Here is a 15,036-nt window from a genome sequence, read left to right as displayed (position 1 = left end):
GGAGACGCGCCGACGGCACGTCGCTGCGCCAGTCGGCGCTCGCCGAAGCGGCCCACAACAGCAGCACCAACGCGGAAAGCGCGCGCAGTTCAACGAGCCGAAGCAACCACGAACTGCATCACGTCTGTGCGGCGTTCGTCGAAACCCGCCTCGCACTACGCGAGGTATAGACGCCATGTCCGCACGAACGTCTCGTCGAAGCCCTGCGCGCGAATCGCCTCGAGTTGATACTCGAAGGCACTGCGCCAACGCCGCAGTGTCTCGGCATAGTCGCGGCCGAAGGCCAACGACACGTTAGCCGCGAGCCCGGAGCGCTTCGCTACCGCGATAAAACGCTCCGGACTCGGCAGCATGCCACCCGGGAAAATGTATTCGCGGATGAAGTCGCTAGTGGCGCGATACGCGGCGAAGTGCGAGTCGTCGATCGTGATGGTCTGCACCAACGCGCGCGCGCCAGGCAAAAGGCGCTCGCGCAGGATGCGGAAGTACGTAGGCCAGAACCGCTCGCCTACCGCTTCGAACATCTCGATCGAGACGATGCCGTCGTACTGGGCGGTCAGCGTGCGATAGTCGCGCAACTCTAGAGTGACATGGCCTCCCAGGCCCTCCTCTTGAACGCGCTGCAGCGCGAATGCGAGTTGTGCCGCTGAGATCGTCACGCCGTGCACATGAATGCCCTGACACGCAGCATGCATCGCAAAACCACCCCAGCCGCAGCCGATTTCGAGGATGCGCATACCGGCCCGCAAGCCAAGCGTATCGATGATGCGCTGGTATTTGGCGTGCTGCGCCTCTTCGAGCGAGGTATCGAAGCGGCCGTCGAATACAGCGCTCGAGTACGTGAAACTCGGGTCCAGCCAGCGCTCGTAGAAGGCATTGCCAATGTCGTAGTGCGCGTGGATGTTGCGACGGCTGCCTGAGCGAGTGTTGCGGCGCAAGCGATGCCGCAGACCGTACCAGACCTGCGCAAGCCAACCGCCATAGACCGTGCGCTGCAACGCGCGTTCGTTGCGGATCGCGAGGCGCAGGAGTGCGGACAGATCCGGTGTGTCGACCCAGAATGCGCGCCATGCGTCGGCAAAGCCGATATCGCCTTTGCGCAAGATAGCACCGCACGCACGCCAGTCGCGCAGTTCGAGCCGCGCACCCGGCGACGCATGCGGATCGCCGAACACACGCGGTTGACCATCGGGCGTGATGAGTACCAGGTGCCCGACGCGAATCCGCTCGAGCAACGACAAAAACAACCGGCCCGACGCAGGGGCGGATTCGCTTCCGCTCAGGGTCCTTGAAAGCGTCATGGCTGAATCTCCTCAATCGACGAAGAATGGTGCGGGGCTCCGGCTTCACGACCGGCTGCACGAAGGTGGGTGGGGACGTCGGCGGTGCGGCCCGGCGCAGGATGTTTGCCGTAAAACGGCACTTTCTTGAGGAAGAGCCGCAGCGCCTGCCAGTGAATGCGCGCGACCACGCCAAGCGTGAGCAACGGCTGACGCGCGAGTGCGCGGAGCGCGGCGCTGCGCGTCAGCGGGTACGAACGGCCGCCGAGCAATGTGCGGATCAGCAAGCCATCGGCATCGTGATAGTCAATGACCACCGATGACGCGTGATGCGACTCGCGAACCTGGAAGCGGTAGCTGCCCTCGACCCGGCAAAACGGCGAGACGTGCAGCACTTTGCGGCAAGTCAGCTCGGTGGATGCATCGATCGGCCCACCGCCGTCCGCGGTCAACAGATAGCTGTGGCGCGCGCCGAACGTGTTGCGCACTTCGGCGAGCAGCGCGCGCAGTGCACCATCGCGGTCGTGGCAAAACCAGAAACTGACTGGATTAAACGCATAGCCGAACACGCGCGGAAAAGCCTGTAGCCAGATATCGCCGTCCGCCGGCACGCCGGCCTCGGCTAGTTGTGCGCGCATCCATGTGTCGAGATCGCTACCGTCACAGGGGCCGTAATCGCGCGCGAACAGGCTGAGCGGACCCCAGCGGTCGATGCCGAACCACCAGCTATCGAGCGTGGCGAGGCGGGCGAGATTGCAGCGCACGTAGAACACCGGATACGCGAAGCGATGATGCCGCGGTCGCAACCGCTCGTGCATCACGCGGCCGACTAGAAGCCACGCGGCGCTTTCGCGATGCTCCTGTGGCGCGCTGCTGCTCATAGCTTGGCCCATGCCGGCAAAGCGTCGAAATCGGCCGCGACCCGCAGTGCAGATTTCAGGCCGTCCTCGTGGAAGCCGTAGCCAGTCCATGCACCCGCAAACCAGGTGCGACGACGGCCTTGCAGCGAAGGCAAACGATGCTGTGCGTCGATCGCGGCCAGATCGAATAGAGGGTGGTCGTAGACGAAGCGGCGCAACTCGGTGCCCGGCGCCGGTTCGGCCACCGGATTCAGCGTGACGACTAGCGGTGTATCGAATGGCAACGGCTGCAACTGGTTCACCAGATAGCTGACGCAGACCGGGCGTGAGCCGTCCAGATGCCGGCCGCCCAGATAGTTCCACGCCGACCAGACGCGGCGGCAGCGCGGCAACAGGTTCGTGTCGGTATGCAGCACGGCGACGTTCGGTTGATAGCGCACGGCGCGCAGCACGCTGCGTTCGGATTCGTCGGCGTCGTCGAGCATGCGGAGCGTGTCGGGTGCATGCGTGGCTAGAATCACCGCATCGAAGCGCTGCGGACCGCTGTCGGTCAACACGTCGATGCCGTCCGCGTCGCGACGCACACCACGCACGGGTGTGCCGATGCGCACGTCGTCGAGCTTGCCGACGATCCGCCGCACGTATTCGCGGCCACCGCCCACCACCGTCTTCCATTGTGGGCGGCGATTGACCTGCAACAGCGCGTGATTCAGGCAGAAGCGCAGGAATGTGGTGGCGGGGAAACTCAGCACGTCGGCGGTGGCGCTCGACCAGATTGCGGCGGCCATCGGCAGCAGGTAGTGTTGCTGAAACGCGCCGCCGTAGCCGCCGGCCGCGAGGAGATCGCCCATCGACGCGCCGGTCTGCGCCGCGACGTCGAGATTGCGCTCGGCGCTGCCGTTAAAACGCATGATGTCGCGCAACATGCCGATGAAGGTCGGCGAGAACATGTTGCGGCGCTGCGCGAACACGGTGTTGAGGTTAGTGCCCGCCCACTCGAGGCGGCCTTCATCGAGTGACACCGAGAACGTCATTTCGCTCGGATGCGCTTGTACGCCCAGTTCGGCGAACAGCGCAATCAGATTCGGGTAAGTGCGATCGTTGAAGACCAAAAAGCCGGTGTCGACGGGATGGATATGGCCTTCGAGCTTCACGTCGACCGTGTTCGTGTGGCCGCCGGGGTAAGAACCGGCCTCGAAGAGCGTCACCTGATTGTGCTTCGACAGCAGGTAGGCGCTTGCCAGTCCCGAAATGCCGGCGCCGACGATCGCGATCCGTTGACCGTGTGGCTGCGGGTTCGAAACGGGGTGACTCATAAGCAGGTCTCCAGCTTGGAACGGGCGCCCGTGAGAGTGGGATTTGATTGGATTTGCGCGCCCATGATCGAAATACGCAGCAGGTGTGAGATCGGATGCAGGGGCGTCGTGGAAATTAGGGGTGGGATGCCGAGAGAGCAGGCCTCGGCGGGGTGCGGGGAAAAGCTGGGAAGCTGCGTCGGCTAAGCGCGACCAGGCATAATTGACGCCTCGTAAGCAAACCGACGTGGGCGGAAAACGTGCGCAGACATGAAAATGAAAGCGGTCAATCGGGACGCGTAAACGGCTGGCGGATGGTGCGCGCTTTACTCGGCGCGTTTGTGTTTTCCGCTGGCATGACACAAGCGTCTGCCGAACCCATTGGGCCAGGGAATACGCAACAGATGGCTTCGATAGGTGGTGTCGATTTGCCGGTGTTTACCTACAGGCCAAGCGGCTGCGAGCCGAGGCTTTTGCTGCTGGTGTTTCATGGCGTCGGACGCGACGGCGGTCCTTACCGCGATCACGCCCGGCCGCTCGCGGACCGCGTCTGTGCGATCGTGGTGGCGCCGCAGTTCGATCAAAAGCGGTTTCCGCGCGACGAGTATCAGTACGGTGGGGTCAAGTCTGCATCTCTTGCGTCGGGTGCCTCAGCCACGTCCGCAGGTGGGCGGCGCACCGTCGATCTGATACCGGAATTTGTGACTTGGGCACGGGAGGCGGCGGGACAAACTGAATTGCCTTATATCCTCCTTGGGCATTCTGCTGGCGCGCAGTTTGTGGACCGGGTCGCCGCCTACGCGCCCGTGCCCGCGGCGCGTGTGGTCGTTGCCAATCCGTCTACCTGGGTGCTGCCCGATACGAAAACCGCAATACCGTTCGGCTTTGGCGGTCTCGGCACGGACGAAGTAGAAGAGAGGGCATTACGCGCTTATCTGGCTGAGCCGCTGATGGTATTGCTCGGGCAAGACGACGTTCGTCAACGCTGGCTCGCACAAGGCAAGCAGGCTCGTGCGCAAGGGGACAATCGTTATGACCGTGGGACACATGCGTTTCACGCGGCCGAGGAAGTGGCAAAACGCAATGGCTGGACGTTTGGATGGAAGCTGATCGAGGTGCCCGGGGTCGGGCACGATGCTGCGGCTATGTTCGACTCGCCGCAGGCTGTTGAAGCGCTGGGTTTGGATGGCGGCGGCTAGGCCCCACTAGTCCCAGATATTCCGGAATGCGACGGCCACAATCACCGGGACGCACAGGACAAGCGGAATAGCGAAGTAAGGCACGTCCATATCGACGAAATAGCTGTAGACGAGCCAACCGACGCCCGCACCGAGCGTGGCGATGGCAACCAGCCAGGTCAGGATAGTCAGCGTCCGGTTCGACGGACGTTTACGCGAACGCTGATCAGTGGGGGGTGTTTTCATCGCAGGACCAGAGGGTTTTGTTGCGGGTCAATCACGCTCCAATTTTACTCCGGCGGGCGGGCGATGAGCAGGTCGTGAGCGCGCCGCATATCGAGTTGCAAACGAATCGCAAACCAACCGCACAAACAAAAAGCCCTGCGGAATTTCTTCTGCAGGGCTCTTTTGAATTCTGGCGGAGAGGGTGGGATTCGAACCCACGGTACGGGAAACCGTACGCCTGATTTCGAGTCAGGTACATTCGACCACTCTGCCACCTCTCCGGCATTCTCGACGGCTTGCTGGACTACGCTGCACCACCTAAACCAAGCGGGTCGTTGCTCGGCGAAGCGGCGATTATAGAACAGTTGAAACAGGTTTCCAAGCCCCTTTTCACAGAATCTGTGAGGCGACGACTTGGGAAACCTGTAGCACAGCTTCAGGCAGCCGAAACTTCCAGCCGCTCCATGCCACCGACGTACGGACGCAGCGCCGTCGGCACCGTCACCGAGCCATCGGCGTTCTGGAAGTTCTCCAGCACGGCGACCAAGGTACGGCCCACGGCGAGCCCCGAGCCGTTCAGCGTATGCACCAGTTCAGGCTTGCCCTGCGCGTTGCGATAACGCGCCTGCATGCGGCGCGCCTGGAACGTCTCGGTATTCGAGCAGCTCGAGATTTCGCGATACGTGTTCTGCGCCGGCAACCATACCTCGAGGTCATACGTCTTCGTCGCAGAAAAGCCCATGTCGCCGGTACACAGCGTAATTACGCGATACGGCAACTCCAGCTTCTGCAGAATCGCCTCTGCATGGCCGACCATTTGCTCGAGCGCGTCATACGACGTTTCCGGCGCCACGACCTGCACCATCTCAACCTTGTCGAACTGATGCTGACGAATCATCCCGCGCGTATCGCGGCCGTACGAACCCGCTTCCGAGCGGAAGCATGGCGAATGCGCCGTCAGTTTGATCGGTAACGCGTCCGCTTCGACAATGCTCTCGCGCACCGTGTTGGTCAGCGAAATTTCCGAAGTCGAAATCAGATACTGCGTCACCGTATTCTCGCCGCCGCCCTTCTCGACGCGGAACATGTCGTCGGCGAACTTCGGCAACTGGCTCGTGCCGTACAGAATCTCCGGATTGACGATGTACGGCGTATAGATCTCCGTATAGCCGTGCTGCAGCGTATGTGTGTCGATCATGAACTGCGCGAGCCCGCGGTGCAGACGCGCAATCTGTCCGCGCAGCATCGTAAAGCGCGCGCCAGATAGCTTCGCACCCGTCTCGGCATCGAGGCCGAGCGGGGTGCCGACATCCACGTGATCCTTCACCTCGAAGTCGAACTGGCGCGGCGTGCCCCAGCGGCGCACTTCGACGTTGTCAGCTTCGTCCTTGCCCACCGGCACACTTTCGTGCGCCAGGTTCGGCATGCCGAGCATCAGGTCGGACACGCGCTTCTGGATGTCTTCCAGCTGCACCGCCGACGCCTTCATTTCGTCACCAATGCCGCCCACTTCCGCCATCACCGCCGAGGTGTCCTCGCCGCGCCCTTTCATCCCGCCAATCTGCTTCGACAGTGTGTTGCGGCGAGCCTGTAGCTCTTCGGTACGGGTTTGCACGGCGCGGCGTTCCGCTTCGAGCGCGGTGAAAGCCGCCACGTCGAGGGTATAGCCGCGGTCGGCGAGGCGTTTCGCCACGCCGTCGAGGTCTTTGCGCAGCAACTGGATGTCAAGCATGGGTTTGGGGCGGAAGTTCGTTGTATGAATCCGGGATTTTAGCGCACCGGCGCGGGCCGCTGGCGGATCGGTGGCTCAGTTCTTTTTCGGCTTGTTCTCGCTGCGCCATTGCGTGTCGAGTTCGGACAGACGCGCGAGCTTCTCGCCGATCTTGCCTTCGAGACCGCGCGGCGTCGGTTCGTACCAATGCGGCTCGCGCATGCCGTCGGGCAGATAGGTCTCTCCCGCCGCATATGCGTCGGGTTCGTCGTGAGCGTAGCGATACTCGTGGCCGTAGCCGAGTTCCTTCATCAGCTTGGTCGGCGCGTTGCGCAGATGCACCGGCACCCCGCGCGACTGATCCTTGCTGACAAAGCGCCGTGCCTCGTTGTACGCCATATAGCCGGCGTTCGACTTGGGCGCCACCGCCAGATAGATGAGCGCCTGGGCCAGCGCGAGTTCGCCTTCGGGTGTACCGAGGCGTTCATAGGTTTCGGCAGCATCGAGCGCGATACGGGCGGCGCGCGGATCGGCAAGGCCGATGTCTTCCCATGCCATGCGTACGATGCGCCGCGCGAGATAGCGTGCGTCGGCGCCGCCATCGAGCATCCGGCAGAACCAGTACAACGCGCCATCCGGATTGCTGCCGCGCACGGACTTATGCAGCGCGCTGATCTGGTCATAGAACGCGTCGCCGCCCTTGTCGAAGCGGCGCAGGTTCTCAGCGAGCGCGCTGCCGAGCAACGCACCGTCGATCTCCGTGGTCTTCTGCTGCGCCGCGGCCCGCGCGACGATTTCGAGATTGTTGAGCAGCTTGCGGCCGTCACCGTCGGCCGAGCCGACCAGTGCATCGCGGGCTTCGTCGGTGAACGTCAGGCCGCCGAGTTCTTTCTGCGCGCGATCGAGCAGCTCACGCTGCTCGTCGTCGTCGAGACTCTTCAGCACGTAGACCGCCGCTCGCGACAGCAACGCGCTGTTCACCTCGAACGACGGATTCTCGGTGGTCGCCCCCACGAACACGAACAGCCCCGACTCGACGTGCGGAAGAAACGCATCCTGCTGGCTCTTGTTGAAGCGATGCACCTCGTCGACAAACACCAGCGTCTGATGTCCATGCGCACGATGCACTTGCGCAGTCTCGACGGCTTCGCGGATATCCTTCACGCCCGATAGCACCGCCGACAACGCGATGAACTCAGCGTGGAAAGCATCGGCCATCAGCCGCGCCAGCGTGGTTTTGCCGACGCCGGGCGGCCCCCAGAGGATCATCGAATGGGCCTCGCCCGACTCGAAAGCGACCCGCAACGGCTTGTTCTGGCCGAGCAGATGTTTCTGGCCGATCACCTCATCGATATTGCGGGGGCGCAGACGCTCAGCGAGCGGGACGTTGGCACGGGTTTCTTCAAACATGGCGTTTTGTGGATAATCTCGGCTTTCCGGGCCTGGTTCGGCAACATGACGCAAACCCAGCACGACGCGCGCCCGGCCAGCGAAACAGCCGGCGCGCAATCTGCGGCACGGTCCTGCATTATGACAGTCAGCAGGCCGCGACGAGCCTGGAGCGTGTGCAAGCACGAAATTCGCGACCAAACATAGACAACGACAGGAACATCACCTGATGGCACAAGATCCACTCGCCGGCGACGCCGGTTCCACCTACGCACCGCTCATGCCGGTGCCCGACGCGCGTCGCGCGTTCCGCACCGGCGATGCGTTCGCGTTGTGGTTCTCGCTCGGCATCGGCCTGCTGGTTGCGCAGGCGGGCGCGCTGCTAGTGCCGGGACTGTCGCTGCCGTATGCGCTGGCGGCGATCGGCATCGGCAGCGTGATCGGCGTCGTGCTGCTGGCGCTTGCTGGCGTGATCGGCACGGATACGGGCCTCGCGGCCATGTCCTCGCTGCGGCCGACGCTCGGCGTGCGCGGCGCGTCCGTGCCCGCGGTGCTCAATGCCGTGCAACTGGTCGGCTGGGGCTCGTTCGAAGTGATCGTGATGCGCGATTCCGCCGACGCCCTCGCCAAACAGGCGTTCGGTCTCTCGATACCGCTCATCTGGACAATCGTCTTCGGCCTGCTCGCGACGCTGCTCGCGATCAGTGGCCCGCTGTCGTTCGTACGGCGTTTTTTGCGGACGTGGGGAATCTGGCTGCTGCTGGCAGGCGCCGTGTGGCTGTCGTGGAATCTGCTTGCAAGGCACGATCTGGCCGCGCTGATGCGCCGTCCGGGCACCGGGGACATGTCGTTCGGCGGCGCGATCGATCTGGTTGTCGCGATGCCGCTGTCGTGGCTACCGCTGATCGCCGATTACACCCGTTTCGGCCGCCGCGCCGGCGAGTCGTTCCGCGGCACGCTGCTCGGCTACGGCATCGCCAACATCTGGTTCTACGCGCTCGGGGCGGTCTATGGGCTCGCGGCAGGCGGTGGCGACGCGCTGCTGACCGGCGCGCTCGCGCAAGCAGGCGGCGGCTTCGCGCTGCTGCTGATCCTGATTGATGAAGTCGACAACGCATTCGCAGATATCCACTCGGCCGCCGTCTCGACCGGCACGTTCTGGACACGCGCAACGGTGCCGCTGCTGTCCGCGGGGTTCGGTGCGCTGTGCACGGCAATCGCCCTGCTTGTGCCGATGGCGAAGTATCAAAACTTCCTGCTGCTGATCGGCTCCGTGTTCGCGCCGCTGTTCGGCGTGGTGCTGGTGGATCACTTCATTGTGCGCAAGCGCCGGATCGAGGCCGCCGCGCTCGCCGACCTGCAGGGCCGGTACGGCTTCTCGGGCGGCTGGCATCTGAGCGCCTTCATCTCGTGGGCAATCGGGATCGCCGCTTATCAGGCCATCAATCAATGGCTGCCGAATCTCGGCGCGACCTTGCCTTCGCTCGCAATCGGCGCTCTCTGCTACTTCGCCATGGTGTCGACACGTAAGACCGAGTACGCATAAACAGCAGCCATTCGACGATTCGACGGCCCGTGCAAGGCGGGCCGTTTGCGCGCCTCCCCACCCTCCGTCTGTGCCTCCACTCGCGACATTTCCCTCGACCATTCCGTTCGTCCTATAGCTTCTGGCGGAGGGGCGGTTCTATTGCGAAATCCTCGCGTGGATGATGTAGTTACTATATGGCATGCGTTTTTTAGAGATAGATCTCCTCAATCTTTCCCATTTATGAAAACGAATCGCTGACGCATCTCGACGCATGCCTGCATCCATTGGGTTGTCGATTGACAACCTAACTCAACGAACTTATGATGAGGCCATTGATGATTCGAGGGACGCACGCAAAGAAGGAAATTGAAGACGCATTGGCCTATGCCGAAGCATCCGGCTGGCGCATCAGGAGCGGTGGCAAAGGGCACGCCTGGGGGAAAATGTACTGCCCGTACAACGACTCGGAATGCCGTTGCGGAGAGTTCTGCATCACCAGTGTCTGGAGTACGCCTAAGAATCCAGGGAATCACGCTCGGCTTCTCAGAAGGGTAGTCGACAATTGCATGACACACCGGCAAAAGCGCGCGCCTCAAAGCGCAAGCAAAAACGCCGAAAAGCAGGAGTAACAGATGGAATACGACTTCACCTTGAAATACCAGCTCGCCGCAGACGACTGCGACCACGACGAGATCGTGGAACGTCTGGCGGAAGCAGGATGCGATGACGCAACGATTGGCGTCGGGCAGCCGGGGCGCATTGCTCTCGTCTTCGCCCGCGAAGGTATTAGCGCGCTTGGAGCGCTGATGAGCGCGCTCGAGGACGTGAAGCGTGCCGTGCCATCGGCCCGCCTTGTCGAAGCCGCGCCGGACTTCGTCGGCCTTACAGATGTGGCCGACGTAGCAGGTGTGTCGCGCCAGAACATGCGCAAGCTAATGCTGAGTCACGCCGCCGACTTCCCCATCCCGGTCCACGAGGGCAATCCGTCGGTCTGGCATTTGTGGGACGTTCTCGCGTGGTTGAACACGCGAGGAGGCTATGACATCAAGCCGGACGTGCTCGAAGTGGCGAAGTCAGCCAAGCAGGTCAACCTCGCGAAAGAAGCGCGAGAACTCGAGCCTCTGGTCAATCGCCAGCTCGAAGACCTGATTGCATAAGGCCTCAGCCATCCTAAACGGTTGACGGTCTCCTACTTCGCGCAAGGTAGCAAATGCTCAATAAAAAGACCGCGCAAACCTGCGCGGCCTCGAGTAATACCAAATCAGCAACTGCAATGCGCGCTTAGCCGTTGATCACATCCGCGCCCTTCGGCACAGTGAACTTGAAGGCATCCGCGGGCAACGGCGGATTTTTCTGGATGTTCGAAAACGTCAGCAAGGTCACGTTGCCGAACACGTCGTGCAATTCCATGGCTTGCAGATTGCCGTCGCGAAAGCCGATGCCCACGCTTTGAAACTGCGTGTCCTTGGCCTTCGGAATCAGCTCGAGCCAATCGATCCCAGCCTTCACACCCGCGTCGCGCAGCGTGAAATTCTTGTCCAGATCGTTGCTGCCGAACAGGATCGCGGCAGGGCTCGCGCCCAATGCGCCGCCAAGCGAACGCACCGTGACCTGGTTCAGGTCCTTGTCGTACACGTAGAGCTTGTCGCCATCTGCCTGCAGAATCTGTTGATAGGGTTTCTCGTACGACCAGATGAACTTGCCCGGCCGCGCGAACACAAACGTACCGCTGGACGTGCTGTTTTTCGGCATGACCTGCGCAGCGTCGCTCGCGCTTTGCGCCTTGCTCGGCGCGCGCACTTCCTGCTGGACGAAATCGCCGCGCGCCGAATGCACCTGTGAGACGAACGCCTTCAGCTGCTCGGTACCGCTCGCGAATGCGTGATGCGCGACCAGTAGCGACGCACCGATCGCGACGCTGCCAATCCCGCGCACGAGCGTTCGAACCAGATGTCCGAGACGGTCAGGGTGGGCGCGGTGCCCAGCGTATTGCTGCATATGATTTTCTCCGTGAATTGAATCGGGCCGGGGATGGGGCGGCGAAGCGCGAGCTCAGCTTCGCCGGTTGTCTATGTTGGGGCGTGGGTTACTTAAGTGTCCGCCTAAGCAGACCACCCGGTTGAGCCCGCCTACTCGGCTTCGCGTGCCGGCGTGAGAATCTCGCGATTGCCGTTCGACGACATCGCGGACACGAGTCCGGATTGCTCCATTTGCTCGAGCAGTCGCGCGGCACGGTTGTAACCGATACGCAAATGCCGTTGCACCAGCGAAATCGACGCACGGCGATTCTTGATGACGACTTCCACCGCCTGATCGTACAGAGGGTCCGACTCGCCGCCGCCTGCGCCAGTTCCCTCGCTGCCCGCAGATCCTTCGTCGCCGTCACTGGTTACACCACCTTCGAGGATGCCCTCGATATAGTTTGGCTCACCCTGCTCCCTGAGTTTCTCCACGACACGGTGCACTTCCTCATCGGACACAAATGCGCCGTGCACGCGCACCGGCAGACCGCTGCCTGGCGGCAGGTAAAGCATATCGCCCATGCCGAGCAGCGATTCCGCGCCCTGCTGGTCGAGAATCGTCCGAGAGTCGATCTTCGACGACACCTGGAAGGCCATCCGCGTCGGCACGTTGGCCTTGATCAGGCCGGTGATGACGTCGACCGAAGGCCGCTGCGTCGCCAGAATCAGGTGGATGCCGGCCGCCCGCGCCTTCTGCGCGATCCGCGCAATCAGCTCTTCGACCTTCTTGCCGACCACCATCATCAGGTCGGCCAGTTCGTCGATCACGACCACGATATTCGGCAGGCGCGTGAGCGGTTCGGGTTCGTCCGGCGTCAGGCTGAACGGATTCGGCAGCTTCTCTTCGCGCTTGGCCGCTTCGTCGATCTTGTTGTTGTAGCCGGCGAGGTTACGCACGCCAAGCTTGCTCATCAGCTTGTAGCGGCGCTCCATTTCGGCAACGGCCCAGTTCAGCGCATGGCTGGCCTGACGCATATCCGTGACCACCGGACACAGCAGATGCGGGATGCCTTCGTAGACGCTCATTTCGAGCATCTTCGGGTCGATCAGGATCATCCTGACCTGCTCGGCGCTCGCCTTGTAGAGCAGCGAGAGGATCATCGCGTTGATCCCCACTGACTTACCCGAACCGGTTGTGCCGGCCACCAGCAAGTGGGGCATCTTGGCAAGGTCGGCGCAGACCGGCTTGCCGCCGATGTCCTTGCCGAGGCCCATGGTGAGCGGCGAGGCCGCGTCGGCATAAATGGCCGAGCCGAGAATCTCTGAGAGGCTCACGGTCTGCCGGCGCTGGTTCGGCAACTCGAGCGCCATGAAATTCTTGCCGGGAATCGTTTCGACCACGCGGATCGACACCAGCGACAGCGAACGCGCCAGATCCTTCGCCAGACCGACAATCTGGCTGCCCTTCACGCCGGTGGCGGGCTCAATTTCGTAGCGCGTGACGACCGGGCCTGGATAAGCGGCGACCACACTCACTTCGACGCCAAAATCCTTCAGCTTCTTCTCGATCAGCCTCGAGGTGAATTCGAGCGTATCGGGCGAAATGGTTTCCTGCGCGGCGGGCGCCGCGTCGAGCAGCGAGATGGGCGGCAGCGTGGAATCACCCGGCAGGTCTGTAAAAAGCGGCACCTGGCGCTCTTTCTCGACGCGTTCGGACTTGGCCGGCGTGACCACGGGCGGCACGATCATGACCGGTTCGTGCTCTTCGATGCGCACGCGGCCCTGCTCCACCTTGCCCTCGCGCTTCACGGCGGCAGCCTCGCCCAGCTTGCGGTCGCGGCCGGCCTCGCGGCGCAGACGGGCAAACGTGACAGCGGAAATGATCGATTCGCCGACCCGTTCAGCCACGGAAAGCCACGAAAAGCGGAAATACAGCGACAAGCCGATGGCCAGCGCCACGATCAGCGCCAGCGTGCCACCCGTGAAGCCGAGCGCGTGCGAAACACCCCGCGCCACCGCCTCACCGATCACGCCGCCCGGCGCGCGCGGCAATTGCACCTTGAGGGACCACATCCGCAGCGCTTCGATGCCGTCGCTGGCGAGCAGCACCAGCACGAAGGCAAACACCTCGGCGAGCCAGCTCGCATCACGTGGCTTGTCCTCGTTGAGTTCCTCGTGACGGGTGATGCGCCGGTAATTGGCGGAGATGCTGCGGCCGAGCAGCACCACCCACCAGTAGGCGGACAGGCCGAACAGCAGAAGAAGAATATCGGACGTCCAGGCGCCGACCCGGCCCGCCCAGTTGGCTATGTGGTCGACCTGTGCAGCATGCGTCCAGCTCGGGTCGTGCCGGCTGTAGCTGACGAGCGCCATCAGCAGGAAAACGCCGAGCGCGACCTGCAGGATCCAGCGGATTTCGGTGAAGAGGCGCGACATGCGGTGCGGCAATGCCTGCGCGCTCGCGGAATAAGTAGCTTTTGCCATTGATCCTGTTGCGGGTGCGGCCAAAATGCGCGCCCCCAGGCGGTGCTGGGTGCCCGGTCGTGGCCGCCGGGTCGTTCGATCCGGGCTATTGTAAACGCAGTGTCGCGCACAAGGCTGTAAATGACGGTAACTGGTGCCGGCCGGCGTGGTTTTCGGGCCAAACTGCAACAACAGGCTATCGGAACGATCAGGAAGCTTCATGAAGCAGCCCTGCGGGCCGCCCTTTATAATGCTGGTCTGATACCCATCTACAGTTTCAGCTTACGTTCAGCTGTAGTCGCGCGGCCTCGCATGGGCGAGCCCGGGCGCTTTTAACGGATTCCGATCATGCCCGCATCCACCACGAAACACGCCAAAGTCCTGATTCTCGGTTCCGGCCCCGCAGGCTACACGGCCGCCGTCTACGCGGCGCGCGCCAACCTGAATCCGGTCCTCGTCACGGGCCTGGCCCAAGGCGGCCAGCTGATGACAACGACGGACGTCGAAAACTGGCCGGCCGACGCGAACGGCGTGCAAGGCCCGGAACTGATGGCGCGTTTCCTGGAGCACGCCGAGCGCTTCAACACCGAGGTCATTTTCGACCACATTCACACGGCGAAGCTCAACGAGAAGCCGATCCGCCTGATTGGCGACTCGGCCGAATACACCTGCGACTCGCTGATCATCGCGACCGGCGCGTCGGCACAGTATCTGGGCCTGCCGTCGGAAGAAGCGTTCATGGGCAAAGGCGTGTCGGCCTGCGCAACCTGCGACGGCTTCTTCTACAAGCAGCAACATGTGGCGGTGATCGGCGGCGGCAATACCGCAGTCGAGGAAGCCCTCTACCTTTCTGGCATCGCCAAGAAGGTGACGGTGATCCATCGCCGCGACAAAGTCCGCGCCGAGCCGATCCTGATCGACCGTCTGCTGGCCAAGCAGAAGGAAGGCATCGTCGACATCAAATGGAACCATGTGCTGGACGAAGTGACAGGTGATCAGTCAGGAGTGACAGGTCTGCGCATCAAGGATACGAAGACTGGTGAAGCGACGGATCTCGCGCTGCAAGGTCTGTTTGTGGCGATCGGTCACAAGCCCAATACCGATATCTTCGAAGGTCAACTGGAGATGAAGAACGGCTACATCATC

Annotated in this window: 13 protein-coding genes and 1 tRNA gene; 5 read left to right on the top strand and 9 right to left on the bottom strand. The window is 62.5% G+C overall.

Annotation, left to right across the window (positions count from 1 at the left end; all coding sequences use genetic code 11):
• Nucleotides 1-155: 155 nt before the first annotated feature.
• From M0954_RS29675 to M0954_RS29665, 3 genes are read right to left on the bottom strand one after another with little or no spacing between them, the layout of a single operon-like run.
• Entirely contained in the window at nucleotides 156-1,301 is a 1,146-nt protein-coding gene (locus M0954_RS29675) for a cyclopropane-fatty-acyl-phospholipid synthase family protein (protein ID WP_297357060.1), read from the bottom strand.
• On the bottom strand, nucleotides 1,298-2,161 hold the full coding sequence (locus M0954_RS29670; RefSeq protein ID WP_297357058.1) for a DUF1365 domain-containing protein: 864 nt from the start codon (nucleotides 2,159-2,161) through the stop codon (nucleotides 1,298-1,300). The genes M0954_RS29675 and M0954_RS29670 overlap by 4 nt, the downstream gene beginning before the upstream one ends.
• Entirely contained in the window at nucleotides 2,158-3,456 is a 1,299-nt protein-coding gene (locus tag M0954_RS29665; protein ID WP_297357056.1) for an NAD(P)/FAD-dependent oxidoreductase, read from the bottom strand. The genes M0954_RS29670 and M0954_RS29665 overlap by 4 nt, the downstream gene beginning before the upstream one ends.
• A 383-nt stretch (nucleotides 3,457-3,839) precedes the next feature.
• Here M0954_RS29665 and M0954_RS29660 point away from each other — a divergent pair, with 383 nt between their 5' ends.
• On the top strand, nucleotides 3,840-4,634 hold the full coding sequence (locus tag M0954_RS29660) for a hypothetical protein (protein ID WP_297357054.1): 795 nt from the start codon (nucleotides 3,840-3,842) through the stop codon (nucleotides 4,632-4,634).
• A gap of 6 nt (nucleotides 4,635-4,640) precedes the next feature.
• Here M0954_RS29660 and M0954_RS29655 read toward each other — a convergent pair whose 3' ends face one another.
• From M0954_RS29655 to M0954_RS29640, 4 genes are all read right to left on the bottom strand, one after another.
• Entirely contained in the window at nucleotides 4,641-4,859 is a 219-nt protein-coding gene (locus tag M0954_RS29655; RefSeq protein ID WP_297357052.1) for a hypothetical protein, read from the bottom strand.
• A 170-nt stretch (nucleotides 4,860-5,029) separates the two neighbouring features.
• Nucleotides 5,030-5,119, bottom strand: a tRNA-Ser gene (locus M0954_RS29650).
• 155 nt (nucleotides 5,120-5,274) lie between these two features.
• Entirely contained in the window at nucleotides 5,275-6,570 is a 1,296-nt protein-coding gene (gene serS / locus M0954_RS29645) for a serine--tRNA ligase (RefSeq protein WP_122153698.1), read from the bottom strand.
• Between the two features lie 75 nt (nucleotides 6,571-6,645).
• Nucleotides 6,646-7,959: a replication-associated recombination protein A gene (locus tag M0954_RS29640; RefSeq protein ID WP_133892253.1), complete on the bottom strand. Its 1,314-nt coding sequence runs from the start codon at nucleotides 7,957-7,959 to the stop codon at nucleotides 6,646-6,648.
• Between the two features lie 208 nt (nucleotides 7,960-8,167).
• Between M0954_RS29640 and cytX the strand changes: the two genes are divergently transcribed.
• The 3 genes from cytX to M0954_RS29625 all read left to right on the top strand — a co-directional run bounded on the left by cytX (nucleotide 8,168) and on the right by M0954_RS29625 (nucleotide 10,623).
• A complete protein-coding gene (cytX, locus tag M0954_RS29635) occupies nucleotides 8,168-9,484 on the top strand; it encodes a putative hydroxymethylpyrimidine transporter CytX (RefSeq protein WP_297357050.1) in 1,317 nt (438 codons plus the stop codon).
• A 317-nt stretch (nucleotides 9,485-9,801) separates the two neighbouring features.
• Complete coding sequence (locus M0954_RS29630; protein WP_122155566.1) at nucleotides 9,802-10,095, top strand: hypothetical protein; 294 nt, start codon at nucleotides 9,802-9,804, stop codon at nucleotides 10,093-10,095.
• Between the two features lie 3 nt (nucleotides 10,096-10,098).
• On the top strand, nucleotides 10,099-10,623 hold the full coding sequence (locus tag M0954_RS29625) for an AlpA family transcriptional regulator (RefSeq protein WP_122153695.1): 525 nt from the start codon (nucleotides 10,099-10,101) through the stop codon (nucleotides 10,621-10,623).
• Between the two features lie 124 nt (nucleotides 10,624-10,747).
• Here the strand turns inward: M0954_RS29625 and lolA are convergent, their stop codons facing one another.
• Nucleotides 10,748-11,464 carry an outer membrane lipoprotein chaperone LolA gene (lolA, locus tag M0954_RS29620; RefSeq protein ID WP_297357048.1) on the bottom strand — a complete coding sequence of 239 codons (717 nt, stop codon included), beginning with the start codon at nucleotides 11,462-11,464 and terminating at the stop codon, nucleotides 10,748-10,750.
• Nucleotides 11,465-11,595: 131 nt separating this feature from the next.
• Entirely contained in the window at nucleotides 11,596-13,911 is a 2,316-nt protein-coding gene (locus tag M0954_RS29615; protein ID WP_297357046.1) for a DNA translocase FtsK, read from the bottom strand.
• Nucleotides 13,912-14,238: 327 nt separating this feature from the next.
• Here M0954_RS29615 and M0954_RS29610 point away from each other — a divergent pair.
• Nucleotides 14,239-15,036: FAD-dependent oxidoreductase (locus M0954_RS29610; protein ID WP_297357044.1), on the top strand; the 798-nt coding region annotated here is incomplete at its 3' end.

This window comes from Paraburkholderia sp. (assembly GCF_026225065.1).
In the GTDB taxonomy this organism is placed as follows: Bacteria; Pseudomonadota; Gammaproteobacteria; order Burkholderiales; family Burkholderiaceae; genus Paraburkholderia.
This window is presented reverse-complemented; position numbering and strand designations above follow the sequence as displayed.

Bases quoted from the DNA above. Each gene is read 5' to 3' on its own strand.
- M0954_RS29660 (WP_297357054.1), top strand. From the start codon at position 3,840: ATGGCTTCGATAGGTGGTGTCGATTTGCCGGTGTTTACCTACAGGCCA.
- M0954_RS29665 (WP_297357056.1), bottom strand. From the start codon at position 3,456: ATGAGTCACCCCGTTTCGAACCCGCAGCCACACGGTCAACGGATCGCG.
- M0954_RS29615 (WP_297357046.1), bottom strand. From the start codon at position 13,911: ATGGCAAAAGCTACTTATTCCGCGAGCGCGCAGGCATTGCCGCACCGC.
- M0954_RS29640 (WP_133892253.1), bottom strand. From the start codon at position 7,959: ATGTTTGAAGAAACCCGTGCCAACGTCCCGCTCGCTGAGCGTCTGCGC.
- M0954_RS29630 (WP_122155566.1), top strand. From the start codon at position 9,802: ATGATTCGAGGGACGCACGCAAAGAAGGAAATTGAAGACGCATTGGCC.
- M0954_RS29655 (WP_297357052.1), bottom strand. From the start codon at position 4,859: ATGAAAACACCCCCCACTGATCAGCGTTCGCGTAAACGTCCGTCGAAC.
- M0954_RS29675 (WP_297357060.1), bottom strand. From the start codon at position 1,301: ATGACGCTTTCAAGGACCCTGAGCGGAAGCGAATCCGCCCCTGCGTCG.
- M0954_RS29670 (WP_297357058.1), bottom strand. From the start codon at position 2,161: ATGAGCAGCAGCGCGCCACAGGAGCATCGCGAAAGCGCCGCGTGGCTT.
- serS (WP_122153698.1), bottom strand. From the start codon at position 6,570: ATGCTTGACATCCAGTTGCTGCGCAAAGACCTCGACGGCGTGGCGAAA.
- cytX (WP_297357050.1), top strand. From the start codon at position 8,168: ATGGCACAAGATCCACTCGCCGGCGACGCCGGTTCCACCTACGCACCG.
- lolA (WP_297357048.1), bottom strand. From the start codon at position 11,464: ATGCAGCAATACGCTGGGCACCGCGCCCACCCTGACCGTCTCGGACAT.
- M0954_RS29625 (WP_122153695.1), top strand. From the start codon at position 10,099: ATGGAATACGACTTCACCTTGAAATACCAGCTCGCCGCAGACGACTGC.